Origin of the sequence: Ruegeria sp. MALMAid1280, from assembly GCF_049195285.1 — a bacterium.
GTDB lineage: Bacteria > Pseudomonadota > Alphaproteobacteria > Rhodobacterales > Rhodobacteraceae > Ruegeria.
On the sequence record NZ_JBMIRT010000044.1, the window covers coordinates 55,214 to 73,411 of the forward strand.

General features: G+C 60.6%; 15 protein-coding genes and 1 pseudogene. 8 read left to right on the top strand and 8 right to left on the bottom strand.

All coding sequences use genetic code 11. The features are described 5' to 3' along the window. Nucleotides 1–111 precede the first annotated feature (111 nt). Entirely contained in the window at nucleotides 112–942 is an 831-nt protein-coding gene (locus ACOQFT_RS08600; RefSeq protein ID WP_421597523.1) for a phytanoyl-CoA dioxygenase family protein, read from the bottom strand. A gap of 180 nt (nucleotides 943–1,122) precedes the next feature. Between ACOQFT_RS08600 and ACOQFT_RS08605 the strand changes: the two genes are divergently transcribed. Beyond that, nucleotides 1,123–1,611: a twin-arginine translocation pathway signal gene (locus ACOQFT_RS08605; protein WP_421597524.1), complete on the top strand. Its 489-nt coding sequence runs from the start codon at nucleotides 1,123–1,125 to the stop codon at nucleotides 1,609–1,611. A 6-nt stretch (nucleotides 1,612–1,617) separates the two neighbouring features. Continuing rightward, nucleotides 1,618–2,214: a ferric reductase-like transmembrane domain-containing protein gene (locus ACOQFT_RS08610; RefSeq protein WP_421597525.1), complete on the top strand. Its 597-nt coding sequence runs from the start codon at nucleotides 1,618–1,620 to the stop codon at nucleotides 2,212–2,214. On the opposite strand, the gene argF is transcribed toward ACOQFT_RS08610, so the two are convergent. Together argF and ACOQFT_RS08620 are read right to left on the bottom strand one after the other, a co-directional pair. Next, complete coding sequence (gene argF, locus ACOQFT_RS08615) at nucleotides 2,211–3,137, bottom strand: ornithine carbamoyltransferase (RefSeq protein ID WP_421597526.1); 927 nt, start codon at nucleotides 3,135–3,137, stop codon at nucleotides 2,211–2,213. The genes ACOQFT_RS08610 and argF overlap by 4 nt on opposite strands. Nucleotides 3,138–3,210: 73 nt before the next feature. Next, the gene (locus ACOQFT_RS08620; RefSeq protein ID WP_421597527.1) at nucleotides 3,211–4,398 is read right to left on the bottom strand and encodes an aspartate aminotransferase family protein; all 1,188 of its coding nucleotides are present in this window, start codon (nucleotides 4,396–4,398) and stop codon (nucleotides 3,211–3,213) included. Between the two features lie 294 nt (nucleotides 4,399–4,692). On the opposite strand from ACOQFT_RS08620, the gene ACOQFT_RS08625 reads away from it, so the two are divergent. Continuing rightward, nucleotides 4,693–5,583: a DMT family transporter gene (locus ACOQFT_RS08625; RefSeq protein ID WP_421597528.1), complete on the top strand. Its 891-nt coding sequence runs from the start codon at nucleotides 4,693–4,695 to the stop codon at nucleotides 5,581–5,583. Here the strand turns inward: ACOQFT_RS08625 and ACOQFT_RS08630 are convergent. Then, nucleotides 5,565–6,368 carry an ABC transporter permease gene (locus ACOQFT_RS08630; protein WP_421597529.1) on the bottom strand — a complete coding sequence of 268 codons (804 nt, stop codon included), beginning with the start codon at nucleotides 6,366–6,368 and terminating at the stop codon, nucleotides 5,565–5,567. The genes ACOQFT_RS08625 and ACOQFT_RS08630 overlap by 19 nt on opposite strands. 125 nt (nucleotides 6,369–6,493) lie before the next feature. On the opposite strand from ACOQFT_RS08630, the gene ACOQFT_RS08635 reads away from it, so the two are divergent. Beyond that, nucleotides 6,494–7,063 (top strand): GcrA family cell cycle regulator, encoded by a 570-nt coding sequence (locus ACOQFT_RS08635; RefSeq protein WP_421597530.1) that lies wholly within the window; start codon nucleotides 6,494–6,496, stop codon nucleotides 7,061–7,063. A gap of 289 nt (nucleotides 7,064–7,352) precedes the next feature. Here the strand turns inward: ACOQFT_RS08635 and ACOQFT_RS08640 are convergent, their stop codons facing one another. The 3 genes and pseudogenes from ACOQFT_RS08640 to ACOQFT_RS08650 form a co-directional block, all read right to left on the bottom strand. Then, nucleotides 7,353–7,577, bottom strand: coding sequence for a hypothetical protein (locus ACOQFT_RS08640; protein WP_421597531.1), 225 nt, complete (start codon nucleotides 7,575–7,577; stop codon nucleotides 7,353–7,355). A 188-nt stretch (nucleotides 7,578–7,765) separates the two neighbouring features. Further along, entirely contained in the window at nucleotides 7,766–8,842 is a 1,077-nt protein-coding gene (locus tag ACOQFT_RS08645) for a DUF2235 domain-containing protein (protein ID WP_421597532.1), read from the bottom strand. Then, nucleotides 8,820–11,110, bottom strand: a pseudogene (locus ACOQFT_RS08650) (xanthine dehydrogenase family protein molybdopterin-binding subunit). The gene ACOQFT_RS08645 and the pseudogene ACOQFT_RS08650 overlap by 23 nt, the downstream one beginning before the upstream one ends. Before the next feature lie 141 nt (nucleotides 11,111–11,251). Between ACOQFT_RS08650 and ACOQFT_RS08655 the strand changes: the two are divergent. From ACOQFT_RS08655 to ACOQFT_RS08665, 3 genes are all read left to right on the top strand, one after another. Continuing rightward, the gene (locus ACOQFT_RS08655) at nucleotides 11,252–14,428 is read left to right on the top strand and encodes a valine--tRNA ligase (RefSeq protein ID WP_421597533.1); all 3,177 of its coding nucleotides are present in this window, start codon (nucleotides 11,252–11,254) and stop codon (nucleotides 14,426–14,428) included. 122 nt (nucleotides 14,429–14,550) lie between these two features. Beyond that, nucleotides 14,551–15,723, top strand: coding sequence for a benzoate/H(+) symporter BenE family transporter (locus tag ACOQFT_RS08660; RefSeq protein WP_421597534.1), 1,173 nt, complete (start codon nucleotides 14,551–14,553; stop codon nucleotides 15,721–15,723). Nucleotides 15,724–15,762: 39 nt separating this feature from the next. Next, on the top strand, nucleotides 15,763–16,095 hold the full coding sequence (locus ACOQFT_RS08665; RefSeq protein WP_421597535.1) for a DUF1992 domain-containing protein: 333 nt from the start codon (nucleotides 15,763–15,765) through the stop codon (nucleotides 16,093–16,095). On the opposite strand, the gene ACOQFT_RS08670 is transcribed toward ACOQFT_RS08665, so the two are convergent. Further along, nucleotides 16,096–16,878 carry a crotonase/enoyl-CoA hydratase family protein gene (locus ACOQFT_RS08670; protein ID WP_421597536.1) on the bottom strand — a complete coding sequence of 261 codons (783 nt, stop codon included), beginning with the start codon at nucleotides 16,876–16,878 and terminating at the stop codon, nucleotides 16,096–16,098. It abuts the gene before it with no gap. A 131-nt stretch (nucleotides 16,879–17,009) separates the two neighbouring features. Here ACOQFT_RS08670 and ACOQFT_RS08675 point away from each other — a divergent pair, with 131 nt between their 5' ends. After that, nucleotides 17,010–18,113 carry a pyridoxal phosphate-dependent aminotransferase gene (locus tag ACOQFT_RS08675; protein WP_421597537.1) on the top strand — a complete coding sequence of 368 codons (1,104 nt, stop codon included), beginning with the start codon at nucleotides 17,010–17,012 and terminating at the stop codon, nucleotides 18,111–18,113. Nucleotides 18,114–18,198: the final 85 nt, after the last annotated feature.

Below are 18,198 nucleotides of genomic sequence, written 5' to 3' on the forward strand. Positions count from 1 at the left end.
CAGCTCTCCTGCGATCAGAGGACAAGTGTTCTCATATGAAGGATATAGGGCGCATACCCGCAGGAAAACGCGCAATTTCGCACAGTCAGGGTGCGGGTTCTTTCGCGCTGTCTACGGCCACAGATGGGGGAAGAACGGTCCGTCGATACGATCCCCTTCTCGGTATCCCGCCGCCTCGAACTTCGCGCGCTCATCTTTTGCCCAATCGCCACGATACCGGATGATCCCATTCGGGGCCGTCATCCGCAGGGTAAAGCGCCGGACCGTTTCGGTTGGGGTGACCGAGGACAAGCCACCGTGCAGCGTACGCATGTCGAAAAAGATGCAGTCGCCCAACTGCATATCCCATTGCAGCAAGTCATAGGCGTCTGGGTCGGCATTGACATCGGGTGGCGGGTGATAGGTCAGGCCGGCGACCTTAGTCGGTTCATAACTGGGATGCCCGTCCGCAAACCGGACTCGCATGAACAGTTTGTCCCATAGGTGCGATCCCCTGACGAAGGCAATCCCGTTTTCCTTGCTTACCGGTTCAAGTGGCAGCCAGAGGACACACATCGTGCCTTCGAAGTCGAAATAGGACAGATCCTGATGAAAGGGCGGGCGCGAGGTCGACCCGGCCTCACGCAGGAACCAGTTGTCCATAACAAGGTTGATCGACGGTGCGCCCAGCAGTTGCGCAGCAAGCGCGGCGCAGGGGGAATTGCGCACAAAATCGGTGAATTGAGGGATTTTGTTCCAGGCCCAGTAATCCTCGAAATAGGCCGGTGCGCTGGGGTCTTTGGTGTGGCGGGTGAAATTGTCGGTCGGGTCGGCAAGGTCCGCATCGATCCCCTGACGCAGCAGCGACAGCCAATGGCCCGAGAATTTCGCTCGCAGAACCACAACCCCGTCGCGTTTGAAAGCGGCGATTTCGTCGGGTGACACCGTTTGCATCTTGTCCATCAGGCGGCCTTTCGGATCGGTACCGCAAGGATGGCACCCCTGTTCGCATGGGGTCAAAGAAATTCGCGCCGGGCAATCACAGGGCTGTGAAACCCGCCTCGGAAAAGGCGTGAACCGTGCTATCTTTGCGCCATGGCGCGTACCGGTCCAAACCAATGGCGCCTGGCAGGAGGTCCCGACATGACGAAGATGCGCTTTTCCCGTCGTTCCCTGATCGCCCTCAGCGGCGCTGTTCTGGCGACCGGTTCCACCGGCCTGCTGCTGCCTGCGCGCGCGGCGGGGCTGGCTCCCACACCCTCCATGCGCGGCGGGTCAAACAATTACCGCCCCGGCGCGCCTATCGTTGATCGGATTGGCGGCGGAGGATTCTGGATGACCGGCACGGTACGCCGCGCAGGTGACGGAGCCCCCCTGCCCGGCCAGCGCATCCAGATCTGGGCGCACACGACCGAAGGCCACGAACGCGACCCGCAAAGCCACGGCGCGACGCTGACCGATGCGAACGGAGAGTTTCGGCTTGAGATGCCGCAGATCGTGCCTGCGTTCGGCCAGCCGCATGGCCATCTGGCTTATGACAGCGGCGAGTTTGAAACCGTATTCCTGCGTCCTATCATGGCGAGTTCAAAGGACAAGACCCTTGCCGCACATTTCGTCTTGCAACCCCTCTGACCATTCGTGACCCGTGCCCCGCTGATCTGGTCGGTTCTGGCCATCGTCCTGGCGGTGCCGATAATCGCGGCGGCGAACAGCCCGCTTCTGGCCTGGCGCGATCCGGCCTACATCACCGCAGGGTTAGCGGGCGTGGTCGGTATGGGGTTGCTGTTGCTGCAACCCCTTCTGGCCGGGCGATACCTGCCCGGACTTTCGCCACTGGCCAGCCGCCGATGGCACCGATCGGTCGGCATAACGTTGGTCACGGCCATCCTGATCCACGTTGGCGGCTTGTGGATCACCAGCCCGCCGGATGTCGTGGACGCTTTGCTGTTCGTCTCTCCTACCCCGTTTTCGGCTTGGGGCGTCATTGCGATGTGGGCGGGTTTTGCTGCCGCCTTTCTAGGCGTTTACCGGAAACGCCTGCACCTTCGGTTCCGGGTCTGGAGGCTGGGTCACACGGTGCTGGCCACTGTAACCATCATCGGTAGCGTGGTGCATGCCATGCTAATAGAAGGCACGATGGAGATTATGACCAAAACCGCCCTTTGTGTGTTGGTCTTGTTGGCGAGCGCACGGACGCTCGCCAAACTGCGTGTTTGGGATGTGCGCAGGCGTTAAACGCCCAGACACCAGCGCATCACGGCCTTTTGCGCGTGCAGGCGGTTCTCGGCCTCGTCAAAGATCACCGAGTTCGGGCCGTCCATAACCTCGGAGGTCGCCTCTTCCTCGCGGTGCGCGGGCAGGCAGTGCATGAACAGCGCGTCCGGCTTGGCGTGCGACATCAACTCGGAGTTCACCTGATACGGGCGCAGCAAGTTGTGGCGGCGTTCCTTGGCCGACTGGGAATCGTGCATTGAAACCCAGGTGTCGGCAACCACCAGATCGGCGCCTTCAACGGCCTTGAACGGGTCACGCTCGACCACAATTTTCGAACCCTTCTGGCGGGCAAAACCCATGAACTCTTCCTCGGGGTCAAACTGCGCCGGGCCGGTGAAGGTCAGGTCAAAGCCGAACTGACCCGCCGCGTGCAGGAACGAGGCGCAGACGTTGTTGCCATCGCCGGTCCAGACCACCTTTTTGCCCGCTATGGGGCCGCGGTGTTCCTCGAAGGTCAGGACATCAGCCATGATCTGGCAGGGATGGGTGCGGTCGGTCAGGCCGTTGATCACCGGCACGTCGGAGTATTCGGCCATCTCGGTCAGGATCGTTTCATCAAAGGTCCGGATCATGATCATGTCGACATAGCGCGACAGCACGCGCGCGGTATCCGCGATCGTCTCACCATGGCCCAGCTGCATGTCCTTGCCCGACAGCACCATGGTTTGCCCGCCCATCTGGCGCACGCCCACGTCAAAGGACACGCGGGTCCGGGTCGAGGGTTTTTCGAAGATCAGCGCAACCATGCGATCCTTGAGCGGCTGGTCATCATCCGGCGCGGCTTTCGGACGGCCCAGCCGGGCCTGCTTCATTTCACCGGCCTGATTGATCATCGCCCGCAGGTCAGCTGCGTCAGTTTTGTGGATATCGAGAAAATGGTTCATTTCGTTTCGCTTTTGGCTGTCGGGTGGTGGGGGCCAGCCCCCACACCCCCGGAGTATTTGGGAAAAGATGAAATCAGGCAGTCGCAAGCGCGCGTTCGACCTGCGCGGAGGCCTTGTCTAGGCGGATCATGGCCTGAGCGATGTCGTCTTCGGTCAGAGTCAGCGGCGGTAGCAGGCGGATCACGTTGTCGGCGGCGGCAACGGTGATGACCTCGTTGTCATAACCTGCATTCACCACGTCCGTGTTGGTTGCCTTGCATTTGATGCCCAGCATCAGGCCAGAGCCCCGGACCTCTTCGAATACCTCCGGGTGATCGGCGACCAGGCCCTCCAGCTTTTGGCGCAGCAGGCCGGCCTTGCGGTTCACACTTTCCAGAAAGGCGGGTGTGGCGACCTGATCGATCACTGCGCAGCCAACGGCACAGCCCAGCGGGTTGCCGCCATAGGTCGATCCATGGGTGCCCGCCGTCATGCCGCTGGCGGCGTCTTCGGTGGCCAGCACCGCGCCCAGGGGGAAACCTCCGCCGATGCCTTTGGCAACCATCATGATGTCCGGAGCAATCCCCGCCCATTCATGCGCGAACAGCTTGCCGGTCCGGCCGACGCCGCATTGCACCTCGTCCAGGATCAGCAGCAGGCCGTTTTCGTCGCAAATCTGGCGCAGGGCTTTGAGTTCGGCGTCGGGAACCGGGCGGATGCCGCCTTCGCCCTGGACGGGTTCAATCAGGATCGCGGCCGTCTTGTCAGTGATGGCATTGGTGACGCCGTCGAGGTCTCCGAATGTGACATGCACGAAGCCCGGCAGTAGCGGGCCGAAACCCTTGGTCATCTTCTCGGACCCGGCCGCCGCGATACCGGCCGAGGACCGACCGTGGAACGAGCCGCTGAAGGTAATGATCTCGACCTTTTCCAGCTGCTCTTTGTCATAGAAATACTTGCGGGCCATTTTCACGGCAAGTTCGCAGGACTCAGTGCCCGAATTAGTGAAGAACACCGTGTCGGCAAAGGTATGCTCGACCAGCTTGTCGGCCAACGCCTGCTGCTGCGGGATGTTGTACAGGTTCGACACATGCCACAGCGCGTGTGCCTGCTCGGTCAGAGCGTTAACCAGCGCCGGATGCGCATGGCCCAGCGCGTTCACCGCGATCCCGGCGCCGAGGTCCAGAAAACGTCGGCCATCCGCCTCGGTCAGCCAAGCGCCTTCGCCCTTCACAAAGGTCAGGGGCGCACGATTATAGGTTGGCAGAACGGACGGGATCATCGGATCATCCTTTTCGATATGTTGAGCCCCGTGAGTGATACACGAAGGCAGGGTTCGTCAACAGATTTGGTGGGGTTTTGCGCGGATTTACAGCGCGCAACGGATCAAACGGGCCGGTTACGCGGCAATGCGTCGGCGTCGGAGTCGCAGGGTATGTGCGTGTTTGATCATGCCGGCGCGTATAGCGGGGCGCGGGCGGTCTGAAAACCCTGAAAATTGCGGCGCTTGGAATTTCACCCTGAGACCTGCGTTTCCTGCTTGCTATTTTCCCGATGCTGGCCCACCGCTAGGGGCATGACACCCGTGCGCCAGAACCCTGCCCTTGCGGCCTTGCTGATCGTGACCGCCAGCGCGTTCATCGCGGGCACGACGCTGCTGGCCAAGGCGCTGGGGACGGATACGCTGGGCCCGGCATTACATCCGATGCAGATCAGCCACGGGCGGTTTCTGTTTGCCTTTCTGGTCATCGTCAGCGCGGTGGGCATCTTACGCCCAAAGCTGCGCCGCCCGCATTGGGGGCTGCATATCGGGCGGACCAGTTTCGGTTGGGTCGGGATCACGCTGATGTTCGCCTCGGTCGCGTTCATCCCGATTGCAGACGCCACGGCGATTTCTTTTCTGAACCCGGTCTTTGCCATGGTGCTGGCGGTTCCGCTCTTGAAAGAAAGTGTTGGCCCTTGGCGTTGGCTGGCCGCAGCAGTGGCATTGGCCGGAGCGCTGGTTCTGCTGCGCCCGACGCCCGACAGCTTTCAACCCGCCGCGTTGCTGGCACTGGCGGCGGCGGCATCAATTGGGATGGAGCTGATTTTCATCAAGAAACTCTCGGGTCGGGAAATTCCGATTCAGATCCTTCTGGTCAACAACGCGATGGGGCTGACGATTGCCTCGGTCGCGGTCAGTTTCGTGTTTCAGATGCCAACGCCGTCGCAATGGGCTGCACTGGCGGGTATCGGCGTGCTGATGGCCTGCGCACAGGCCTGTTTCGTCAACGGGATGGCCCGCGCGGATGCGTCCTTTGTGGCCCCAATCAGCTATGCCACCTTGATTTTTGCTGCGCTTTACGACTTTGCGGTATTTGACGTGATACCGGACGCGGTCAGCCAGATTGGCTCGGCCATCATCCTGACCGGCGGGCTGATTCTGGTCTGGCGCGAAACGCGGCAGCGTCAGGCCTTGAGCCGGTAACCCGTGCGCAGCATCTGCCAGGTGATTGCGCCCACGACCAGTGTCGCACCGGTACAGACAGCCATGCCCAGCCACGGAGAGCTGTCGGAAACGCCGATCATCCCATAGCGCAGCCCGTCAATCAGGTAGAAGACCGGGTTCAGGTGGCTCAGGCGGTTCAGAACAGGCGGCAGCGCCTCGACCGAGTAGAAGGTGCCGGACAGGAATGCCAAAGGCGTGACAATGAAATTGGTGATCGCCGCCATCTGGTCGAACTTGTTGGCGAAGATACCGGCAAACAGGCCCAATGCGCCCATGAACGCCCCGCCGAGGATCACGAAGATCAGGGTGATCAGCGGATTCTGCGGCGCGATGGACAGGAACACTAGAAACGCGGTCGCGACGACCAGAGCGATCAGGGCCCCGCGGGCAACGCCTCCGGCCAGATAACCCAACAGGATTTCCAGCGGCGACAGCGGCGGCATCAGGGTGTCGACGATGTTGCCCTGAACCTTGGCGATAATGATCGAGGACGAGGTATTGGCAAAAGCGTTCTGGATCACCGTCATCATCATGATGCCGGGTGCCAGAAAGATCAGAAACGGAACCCCCATCACGTCGGGCCGCCCCGGACCAATAGCGATGGTGAAGATCAGCAGGAACAATCCCGCCGTCACCAAAGGAGCCAACAATGTCTGCGTCCAGACCGCGAGGAACCGCAGGGTTTCACGTTTGGCCAGCGTATAGAGGCCCATCCAGTTGACCGCCCCAAACCGGCGCGCGTCCTGATCCAAAAGATTCCGCATGTATGCCCCATAGCTGATTCGAAGACCGCTTGTAACTCGGCCCGCAGTGATTAAAATAGGGGGCTGAGACGAATTCCCAAGGCGGCCCGAATCCGGGGCCGCTTTCCGCTTTTGAAAGGCAACCAATGTCCTGGACTGACGAGCGCGTAGAACTTCTGAAGAAAATGTGGGGCGAGGGCCAGTCGGCCAGCCAGATAGCCAAAGAACTGGGTGGCGTGACCCGCAACGCCGTGATCGGCAAAGTGCACCGTCTGGGCCTGTCGAATCGCGCCACCGGCGCAAGCCCGGCCAAGGCCGAGCCCAAGGAAAAACCGGCACCCACGCCCAAGGCCGAGGCCAAGCCGAAACCCGCGCCCAAAACCGAACCGGCCCGCCCGGCCCCTGCAGCCGAGGCGAAACCTGCGGTTCCCGCCCGCCGCCAGATCATCCCGGCAGGTCAGCCGCTGCCACCGCAGCCTTCGGCCAACGAGATCAGCCCCGAGGCCCTGGCCAAGGTCAACGAGATCGAAAAGAAAGCCAAAAAGCTGACGCTGATGGAACTGACCGAGAAGACCTGCAAATGGCCCGTCGGCGACCCCGCGACCGAAGATTTCTGGTTCTGCGGCCTGCCCGTTGAAGCCGGAAAACCCTATTGCGAGGCGCATGTCGGCGTGGCCTTCCAGCCCATGAGCTCGCGCCGCGACCGCCGCCGGTGATTGGAAACACCAGAACCCAAATCTCTATTGTGGAATGTGGAAAGGGTGCAGGCGTTTCTCCAAGCCTCTTATCCGAAGTGTTGCAAAATAAAAAGCAACGCGAGGCATAACGGACCCTTTCGAGGAAAACACCCCCGCAGACAACTGCGAGGGTGTTTTAGATCGGGGCGTCGGACGTGTGGACTTTGCTGCCTTCTCTTAAGTTACACTTATCTAATTGGATTAGTTATCGGCGTCCCATCTTAGGTCGGTGGCAGGAACAGTAATGCCTCCTATTGTCCTGACGAATTCAGCTTCTATGTCCTTTTTTGTGCTGGTCACGGAAACCCAAGTTCGAATCTGGGCCAATGTTTTCAGCTAGCATCACCCATTCAGAAAATTCACTTGCAGACACGATCCCGTTTTCAGGAATGAAATGCGTCACATGCATTGGTTTTCCGTCTTTGACGCCTCCACAATAGCCATAGCGGACGCACACAAAGTCCATGAGTTTATCAAAACGGTTTTGGGGCATTTTGTAATCGACACGCTAGAGCTGTCGTGCGGCGCTAGATAAGCGCATCTGCGTAAAAGTAGCTCACTGATAACGCAGCGAACAGCAAAACGTAAAGGGTCATTTTTACATGATGTGTTGTGAGTTTGGGCTCAAAGCGGACATTGAGGTGTCGGTGATCTTGGAGCCGCCGGCACATGATCAGCCTTTCATTGCGCCAGGTGCGAGGGCAAATCCGGCATCGGCACCCAACCCGGCAATTCATCCGGCGCGACCGAGACATGCAGGCGTTCCGACGGATCGCGCCCAATCCTCCGGTGCTTGCGCAGCAGGAAAATCTTGCCCCAGCCGCGCCAGGTGCCAACCGAAGGCGCGGTGGTCGCGGTCGGGAAGCGGTCACGCCAGCCGTCAGGCAGCGGCAAGCCATGCAACTCGGCCTTGTCCAGCATCCAGATCAGGGAAATATTGCTGAGCGGCCGCGCCTGCTCGAACCCGTTCAACTGACCACCCACATCACCGTGGGTGCCCCGGAACCAGACCTGTTCGACATGGCCATTGAAATCAGAGGTGCACTCCCACAAAACCGGCTCATAGACTTCCCGCGTCTCATCCAGCGCCATGGCGTGATAGCCGTGCCGCGTTGCAGGTCCGAGTTGATGGTTGTGGAATGCGTGCTTTTCTTCGGCCCGGCGCCACAGCAGCGGCAGGCGCAGGCCCAGCGCCTTGACCGTGTCCCAGACGCCGATCATCTCGATGGCGATTTCCTCATGACAGAACTGGCGACGAAAATCGCGGGCTGCCTTGCCCTCAGGGTTGCATTCGTAATGGCGGTAGGCCTGTTTGATATTGCGCACCGTTGCGTGCTCGGCCTTGAGCAGGCCAATCATGTCAATCACTCCGGCAAGGCTGCGTACACCGTAGGCCCCGCGCGAATAGCCGATAAAGAATATCCGGTCACCGGGTTTGTAGCGCGACGCCAGATAGCCATAGGCCCGGCGGATCTGCCGGTTGATCCCGCGTCCCATCATCACGTCAAGCGAGGATTTCCAGCTTTCCCACTGCACGCCCGCTTCGTAGAACACCGAGACCTTGCCGCCCATCTCCTGGCACAGGCGGAATGTCCGCCCGGCATGGGTTTCAAACCCCGGTTCCAATGTCGACATGGTGCCGTCGAGGATGATCACATGGCTGACAGGCTCGCGGTGCAGCGCCTCGGCCGAGTGTTCGGACCGCAGAGGCCGTCCGAGCCATCCCAGAACCTTTCTACTCAGCCGCGACAGAACCATGTGTCAACAATTCCCAAACTCTGAGGGGTGTGAACGGCATATCCGCCTGTCGCACCCCGCGATCCCAAAGCGCATCCTGAACCGCGTTTGCCACAGCGGCCAGCGCGCCCACGGTACCGACCTCTCCGCAGCTTTTCTTACCCATCGGGTTGGAAGTTGACGGAACCGGTGCCGAGGTAAACTTTATCATGGGTATCTCGGCCGCGCGGGGCAAGGCGTAGTCCATCAACGAAGCCGTGAGCAGTTGCCCTTGCGCATCATGTACAACATGCTCGTTCAAGGCCTGTCCGACACCCCGGACCACACCGCCATGCACCTGCCCTTCGGCCAGCATCGGGTTGATTAGGTTACCAAAATCATCAACGACTGTATAGTGGTCCACCCATGTTTCACCGGTGTAGGAATCGATAACGATTTCGGCAACATGCGCGCCGTTGGGATAACTACGGGCATCAAGATTGTCGCGCGCTTGGTGCTGCAGCAGATCGGTGCGGCCATCGGCGCGGGCCATCTCGACCGCCTCGGTCAGGGTGGGCGTCAGGTTTGACCCCGGCGCGCGGAATGTTTCGTGATCAATGCTCACGTCGGCCTCCTCGACCCCCATCTTATCGGCCAGATAAGGCGTGAATGCGGCGGTCATGACGTCGATTGTGGCCAGCGTCGCGGTATTTTGCACAGTGACAGAACGTGACCCGCCTGTGCCGCCACCGTGAGGCAGCTGGTCGCTGTCGCCCTGAATGACGGTAATCCGGTCCGTGGGAATGCCCGTCTGATCCGACAGAAACTGGGTATAGGCGGTCTCATGCCTCTGCCCGTTTGACTGGGTGCCCACGTAGAGGTTCACGGAGCCACCCTCACAAAACGCAATCTTTGCGTTCTCGGAGGGGCACTCAGAATGCTCTCGATATAGTAACACAACCCCTGCCCGCGGATCAGGCCGCGTTCGGCATCGGCGGCCTTGCGGGCGGCAAATCCCTGCGTCTGTTCACCTGCGCGGGTCAGCACAATGTCGAAATCGCCGACATCATAGGTTTCGCCGGTGGCGGACATGGAGGGAAACAACTCGGGTCGGATGAAATTCTTGCGCCGCAACTCCCACGGATCAACACCCAACTCGCACGCCGCACGGTCCATGATCCGTTCGAGGAAGTAGATCGCCTCGGGCCGTCCTGCCCCGCGATAAACATCAACCAGCGTGGTGTTGGTATAGAAACCCTCGACCCGCAGATAGGTGGTTTGAACATCATAACCCCCCATCAGCACCTTGCTGAACAGGTCGGTCTGAATCGCCTGACCGAAATGGCTGTTGTAAGCGCCGAGGTTGACCTTGCTGTGCACCCGGTAGGCGGTGATCCGGTGATCAGCGTCAAAGGCCAGCTCGGCCAGCGAGGTCAGGTCGCGACCGTGGTGGTCCGACAGCATCGCCTCAGATCGGTCGGACATCCAGTGAACGGGTTGGCCCAGCTTCATCGCCGCCACGGAAGCACAGAGATACTCAGGGTACGGCATCACCTTCATGCCAAACCCACCGCCCACATCCGGGGTGGTGACGCGGATGGCTTCCGGCTCCAGCGTCAGCTTCTGCGCCAATTGCCCGCGCATGGCCCAGACACCCTGCCCCCCATAGGCAAATTGAAGCCGCCCATTGACCCAATGCACCTGACAGCCACGCGGCTCAAGCGAAGTAATGATCACCCGATTATCCGCCACGCTCAGCGAAACGGTATGAGCGGCCTGCTGGAAAGCGGCTTCGGTCGCGGCCTCATCACCCAGCCCCCAGTCAAAGGCGCGGTTGTCCGGGGCCTCGGGGTGCAGGGTCTCCCCTCCGGCGTCGATATCCAGCCTGGCGGGCAGATCGTCGGTCTCCATCCCGATCATCTCAACCGCATCGCGGGCCTGCATCGGGGCTTCGGCGATGACCACCGCGACGGGTTCACCAACAAATTGCACCCGGTCTTTGGCCAGCATATGCCGGTCCGGTGCCGCCGCTTTGGACCCATCCCGGTTGGTCACCGTCGCCGCGTTCATCACTGTGTCGATCCCTGCCTGGACCAAATCATCCAGCGCCATGACCAGCCGCACGCCGTCCGCCTCACGCGCCGCATCCAGATCCAATGCGGTGATCCGGCCATGCGCAACCGGGCTGCGGAAGAAGGCCGCGAACAGAGCATCGCCCGGCACATCATCATCCATGTACCACCCCTGTCCGGTCAGAAACCGCTGATCTTCGACCCGCTTGAACGGCTGACTTTTTCCGAATTTTTCCATTGCCTGTTCCTGTCGCTGCCTCAGAGGCGACATTTGGCTGCGCCCGGTCGATGTCCAGAGGACCCGCTTGGGCCTTCCCCTTCCCCTGCGCATTCGTTATTGCAGGCGCTGACCTAGGATTGATGACGCAGGACGCACCCCATGGCGATGGAAAAGACATTCAACGCGGCCGACGCCGAGGCCCGAATTTACAAGGCCTGGGAACAGGCCGGAGCCTTCAAGGCAGGCGCGAACAAATCGCGCGACGAAAGCTTTACCATCATGATCCCGCCGCCCAACGTGACGGGCGCGCTGCATGTGGGTCATGCGTTCAACAACACGCTGCAAGACATCCTGATCCGCTGGCACAGGATGCGCGGGTTCGACACGCTTTGGCAGCCCGGCCAGGATCACGCGGGCATCGCCACGCAGATGCAGGTTGAAAAGATGCTGGCTGCCACTCAGCAGCCCAGTCGGCGTGAGTTGGGGCGCGACAAATTTCTGGAGAAAGTCTGGGAGTGGAAAGGCGAATACGGCGGCACGATCATTGAGCAGCTCAAGCGCCTCGGTTCCTCCTGCGACTGGTCGCGCAACGCGTTTACCATGGCCGGTGCGGCGGGAGATCCACGCACGGGGCATGAGAACTCGGCCAATTTCCACGACGCGGTCATCAAGGTCTTCGTCGACATGTACGAAAAGGGCCTGATCTATCGCGGTAAGCGTCTGGTCAATTGGGACCCGCATTTCGAGACCGCAATCTCGGACCTTGAGGTCGAAAATATCGAAGTCGCCGGTCACATGTGGCATTTCAAGTACCCGTTGGCGGGCGGTGAGACATATGAGTATTTGGAAAAAGATGAAGATGGGAATGTAATCTTCCGCGAAGAACGGGATTATATCTCCATCGCCACGACCCGCCCCGAGACCATGCTGGGTGACGGCGCGGTCGCGGTTCATCCATCGGATGAGCGTTATGCGCCAATCATCGGAAAACTCTGTGAAATCCCGGCTGGACCGAAAGAGCATCGCCGTCAGATCCCGATCATCACCGATGACTACCCCGACCCCGAATTCGGCTCGGGCGCGGTTAAGATCACCGGCGCGCATGACTTCAACGACAACATGGTCGCCAAGCGCAGCGGCATCCCGATGTACCGCTTGATGGACACGAAAGGCGCGATGCGGGCCGATGGTGCGCCTTACGCCGACGAGGCAGGCAAAGCGCAGGAATATGCGCGCGGGCGTGAATTCACCGAGAACGAGATCGACGCGATCAACCTGGTCCCTGATCACCTGCGGGGGCTCGACCGGTTCGAAGCGCGGGCGAAAGTGGTGGAAGAGATCACCGCTGACGGTCTGGCCGTCATGTGCCGCGCCGACGACGCGCGTCTGGGGTCGACCGCCTTGAAGCCGGACCATGAAGGCGCGGACAAGCTGGTCCCGCTGATCGAGAGCAAACCGATCATGCAGCCCTTCGGCGACCGATCCAAGGTCGTCATCGAGCCGATGTTCACTGATCAGTGGTTCGTCGACGCCGAAAAGGTCGTCGGCCCCGCGCTGGATGCGGTCAAGGACGGCACGGTCAAGATCATCCCCGAGTCGGGCGAGAAAACCTATTACCACTGGCTGGAAAACATCGAGCCCTGGTGCATCTCGCGCCAGCTGTGGTGGGGGCATCAGATTCCGGTCTGGTATGGGCTCGACTTGTCAGCGGAAGGTTTCAAAGACGACGAGAACGACGGCGACCTTGATCTGGTCGAGTTGGGCCGTTTGCTGAACGAAGGCGGCATGCTGCACCGTGGCAATGTCATGGAATGCGCATCCAGCCTTGAGGCCGTTACCGAGAAGTTCCTCGATGACAATGCCAACATCCCAAGCCCGCTGAGCCACGCGACCGTTATCGAAGTCGCCGACAAGCAGGAAGCGATCCATCAGTTCGCTGAAAGCCTTGCCCAATACGCAGTAGAACAAGACCCGACCAAGCTGGTTTATCCGGTTTGGCGCGACCCCGACGTCCTCGACACCTGGTTCTCCTCCGGCCTCTGGCCCATTGGCACGCTGGGCTGGCCCGAGCAGACCGAGGAACTGGAGCGCTACTTCCCCACGGACGTTCTGATCACCGGATTCGACATCCTGTTCTTCTGGGTTGCCCGGATGATGATGATGCAACTGGCCGTGGTCGATCAGATCCCGTTCCACACCGTCTACCTGCACCAGCTCGTCCGCGACGAGAAGGGCAAGAAGATGTCCAAGACCACTGGCAACGTGATCGACCCGCTGGAGATCGTGGACGAGTTCGGCGCCGACGCGCTGCGCTTTACCAACGCTTCAATGGCGGCGATTGGCGGCGTGCTGAAACTGTCCAAGGAACGCATCACCGGATACCGGAACTTTGTCACCAAGATTTGGCAGGCTTCGTCCTACGGCTGCAACGTCATCGGTGCCTTCGACGCCGAGCGCGGCGCGATGCCGCCCAAGGCCAGCCTGACGCTGAACCGTTGGATCATCGGTGAAGTCGCCAAGCTACGTGAAACGGTTGATAGCAGCTTTGAAAGCTATCGCTTTAACGACGCTGCGCAGGCACTGTATTCCACCTTCTGGAATACCTTCTGTGACCGGTATCTGGAATTCACCAAACCGATCTTTCAAGGGGATGACGAAGCCGCCAAAGCTGAAACACGTCAAACCTATGCGTGGGCAATTGACCAATTCATGATCCTGATGCACCCCGTTATGCCATTCGTCAGTGAGGAAATCTGGAACGCCACGTCGAACCGTGGTTACGAGACCGGCGACACTTCCAAGATGCTGGTTCATCAGGATTGGCCAACTTACACTGCGGCGGATCTCGTTGACCACGAAGCCGAAGCCGAAATGAACTGGGTGATCTCGATGATCGACAACACTCGCTCGGCGCGGCAGCAAATGCGCGTTCCAGCGGGTCTATTCGTTTCGATGCTGGTTATGGATATCGATCCGAAAGGTCAGGAGGCTTGGGATCGCAACGAAGCACTAATCAAAAGTCAGGCTCGCATTGAAAGTTTGACCAAAGCGGATTCGTTTCCCAAAGGCACCATTTCCATCGCCGCCCCCGGCGCGTCCTTCGGCCTGCCGCTGGCGGATATCATCGACATCGGCGCTGAAAAAGAACGGTTGGAGAAAGCCAAGGGTAAACTGGCCAAGGAACTGGGCGGGTTGCGCGGACGTCTGAACAACCCCAAATTCGTGGCCTCGGCCCCGGAAGAGGTGGTTGAGGAAGCCAAAGCCAACCTCGCCGCCCGCGAAGAAGAAGAGGCCAAGCTGAACGAAGCCCTCGCCCGTCTGGCTGAAATCGCCTGATCTTCATCTTTTCATAAATACTCAAATCCCGAACCCCGCCGCACTAGCTGACGGCGGGGTTTTTCGTGTCGCGCCTGAGTTTTGCGCTGTTAACCCGCACGGGTGATTGTTAGCACAGACACATGACCAAGCCTGAAATCCCGCTTCCCCCGATGCAGACCGTCTCGACAGGGTTGGTTGTGGCCATTGTCGGGTTCTTCAGCTCGTTCCCCATCGTGTTGCAGGGGTTGGCCGCCATGGGGGCATCTCCAGCCGAATCCGCCTCGGGCCTGATGATAGCGGCCATCGCCATGGGGTTGACGGCTATCGGCCTCAGCCTTTTGTACCGGCAACCCATCAGCGTCGCGTGGTCAACGCCGGGCGTGGCACTGCTGGCCGCGTCCGCAATGCCCGCAGTGGGCTTCAGCGAAGCCGTGGGGGCTTTCCTTTGTGCAGGCGCGCTGACCGGGCTGGCCGGGCTTTGGCGCCCATTGGGGCGGCTGGCCGCGGCAATCCCGACGACGTTGGCACAGGCGATGTTGGGAGGCGTTCTGCTTCCCCTGTGCATCGTCCCCTTCAAAGCCGCCGTTGACCTACCCTGGCAAGCCTTGCCGGTGATCCTGACATGGTTTTTCGCCGGGCGGATCAATCGGTTGTTTGCGGTCCCGGCGGCGGTGATCGCTGCAGCGATTGTTGTGGTCCTGAACGCAGGCGATACATCGGTTGCGCCATCTCATCTGATGGCCGCACCGGTCTGGATCATGCCGACCTTCTCTCTGGCTTCGGCCCTGGGAATCGGACTCCCGCTTTTCATCGTAACTATGGCCACACAGAACATCCCCGGAATCGCTGTGATGCGCAGCTTTGGGTATGCACCCGCATCCGGCAGGCTGTTTTCCTCGGTAGGAGCGGCCAGCATCCTGTCGGCCCCGTTCGGGGCCCCCGCCACCTGCCTCGCTGCGATCACCGCCGCGATGTGTTCCAACGAGGACAGCCACCCCGATCCAACCCGGCGCTACTGGTCCGCTGTGATGGCGGGCGTGTTCTATTGCCTTTTCGGCATCTTCGCGGTGGCGATCACAGGCTTTGCCGTCCACGCCGATCCTCTGCTGATGGGGACAGTTACGGGGATCGCGCTGATCGGGGTCTTGGCCAATGCAACCCACGCGGCACTTGAAGTGCCTGCCGAAAGAGAAGCTGCAATTCTGACCTTTGCCATCACAGCCTCTGGCATTTCCGTCTTTGGTCTGGGGGCTGCGGTCTGGGGATTGTTGGCAGGCGGGATTGCCTATCTTGTGGCACGTCGGGCACGGTAGCCGCTTTCAAAACCGAATTGGCTGCTATATTCTCCGTCCATGCTTGGATCGCTGGGAAAACTGATCGAACGTCAGATTAAAAAGGCACAGTCCGAGGGCCTCTTGCAGGGGCTCGAAGGCGAAGGTCGGCCTCTGCCAGACCGCTCGAGCGAAGCGCAAAGTGACCCCGCAATTGCAGCCAGCCATCGGATCATGGCACAGGCCGGAGTCCTTCCCGAAGAATTCGAGATCAAGAAAAGGCTGGACTCAGCGCGAAAGGACTACGCTTGCCTGACCGACCCGGATGAACGCAAAGCCGCCATGGCCCGGATCGCGGACCTTGAAATGCGATACAATATGGCACGCGACGCGCGGCGGGCCTTTATGCGTTGATTACTTGAACTCGGGCTTACGGCCCTGCATCTGCGCCATCACCACCTCCATCTGATCGGGTTTGCCGATCAGTTCGACCTGTTCCGCGGATTCCTCCAGCAGAACTTCGGCGCGGGGCTTGGTCTCGGCCACGTCGATCAGGCGCTTGGCGGCGCGGATTGCCGACGGGCTTTGACCCGCAATGTCTTCTGCCAGCGCCAGCGCTTCGGTCAACGGATCGTCCGAGAGTTTCGTCACCAGCCCCCAGTCCGCCGCCTGCTGCGCGCCGATCGGACGCGCGGTATAGGTCAGCAAACGCAACACGTCCGAGCGTACAAGCTGTGGCAGCAGAACCATCCCGCCCATATCCGGAATGATGCCCCATTTCATCTCCATCACGGCCAGCTTCGCCTCGGGGTGGGCGATACGGATATCGGCACCCAGCGCGATCTGCAGACCACCTCCATAGGCCACGCCCTGAATGGCGCAGATCACCGGTACCGGCACGCGCCGCCAGACAAGCGCCAGTTCCTGCATCTCATTGGCGTCTTCGTGGCTGCGGGCCATCAACCACTCGGTCGGGTCCATATGGGCCATCTTGGCAAAACTGGCCATGTCGAGCCCGGCGCAAAAGCTCTTGCCCTCGCCGGACAGCACCACGGCGCGGGCGTCCGAGGCCGCGACCTCGTGCCCGGCGGACAGCAGCGCCTTGACCATTGCGTCATCCAGCGCATTCATCTTGTCGCCGCGCGTCAAGGTGACATGGGCGATGTGATCTTTGTACTCGACGGATACGCGTGACATGCGGGCCTCCCAAATTCTGTTGCCCCAACCATGCCCGGAAGGGTCGCCAAGTTCCACCGCAACGTCGGGGCACGTCTGGCGACACAATTGCAGGTGTTGCCTGTCAGGGGGCCATGGGGTTATCTCGCGTCATGACTGACCCACGCTATACCCCGCTTGCCTTGTCATTGCCGGCAACTGTTCCCTTTGTCGGGCCCGAAACTCAAGAGCGTCAACGCGGCGCGCCCTTTGTAGCCCGGCTGGGCGCGAACGAAGGCGTATTCGGCCCCTCACCCCGTGCGGTCAAGGCGATGGCGGCAACCGAAATCTGGATGTATGGCGACCCCGAGAACCATGACCTGCGCCACGCGCTGGCGGATCATCACGGAGTGAGGCCGGAAAACATCGTGGTGGGCGAAGGCATCGACGGGTTACTTGGGTACCTTGTGCGGTTGCTGGTCGGTCCGGGCGATACTGTTGTTACTTCGGACGGGGCTTACCCCACCTTCAACTACCATGTGGCCGGGTTTGGTGGCGTGTTGCACAAAGTGCCATACCGGGGCGACCACGAGGACCCTGCAGCACTGTTCACCAAAGCGAAGGAGGTGAATGCAAAGCTGGTCTATCTGGCCAACCCCGACAATCCGATGGGCAGTTGGCACAGTGGCGCAGATATCGTCGCCGCGATGGAGACCCTGCCCGAAGGTTGCCTGCTGGTGCTGGACGAAGCCTATGTAGAATGCGCACCAGAAGGAACCGCAGCCCCGGTCGCGGCAGATGATCCGCGCGTGATCCGGATGCGTACGTTTTCCAAGGTTTATGGCATGGCCGGGGCACGGATTGGCTATGCGATAGGTGCGCCGCGATTGATCGAGGCGTTCAACAAGGTGCGCAACCATTTCGGCATGAACCGGGCCGCACAGGTCGGCGCGCTGGCGGCGCTGCTGGACACTGACTGGCTGGCGCAAGTTCAGGCGCAGATCAGCGCAGCCCGCGACCGGATTAGCCAGATCGCAAGGGATAACGGACTAACCCCCCTGCCCTCGGCCACAAACTTTGTCGCCATTGATTGCGGGCAGGACGGGGCTTTTGCCAAGGCTATTCTGGAGGCGCTGGTGGCACAGGGCATCTTTGTGCGAATGCCTTTCGCCGCCCCTCAGAACCGGTGTATCCGGGTCAGCTGTGGCGCGGCGGAAGATCTGGATGCTTTTGCAGCCGCGCTGCCGAATGCCCTGGCGACAGCGCGGGCTGAATAATCGCCGTTTACTGGCACAGAACGGCGGCTGCGGCCTCAATCGCGCTGTTGCCGCGCCGGATGTTCAGGGAGGCCGTTGCGGTCTC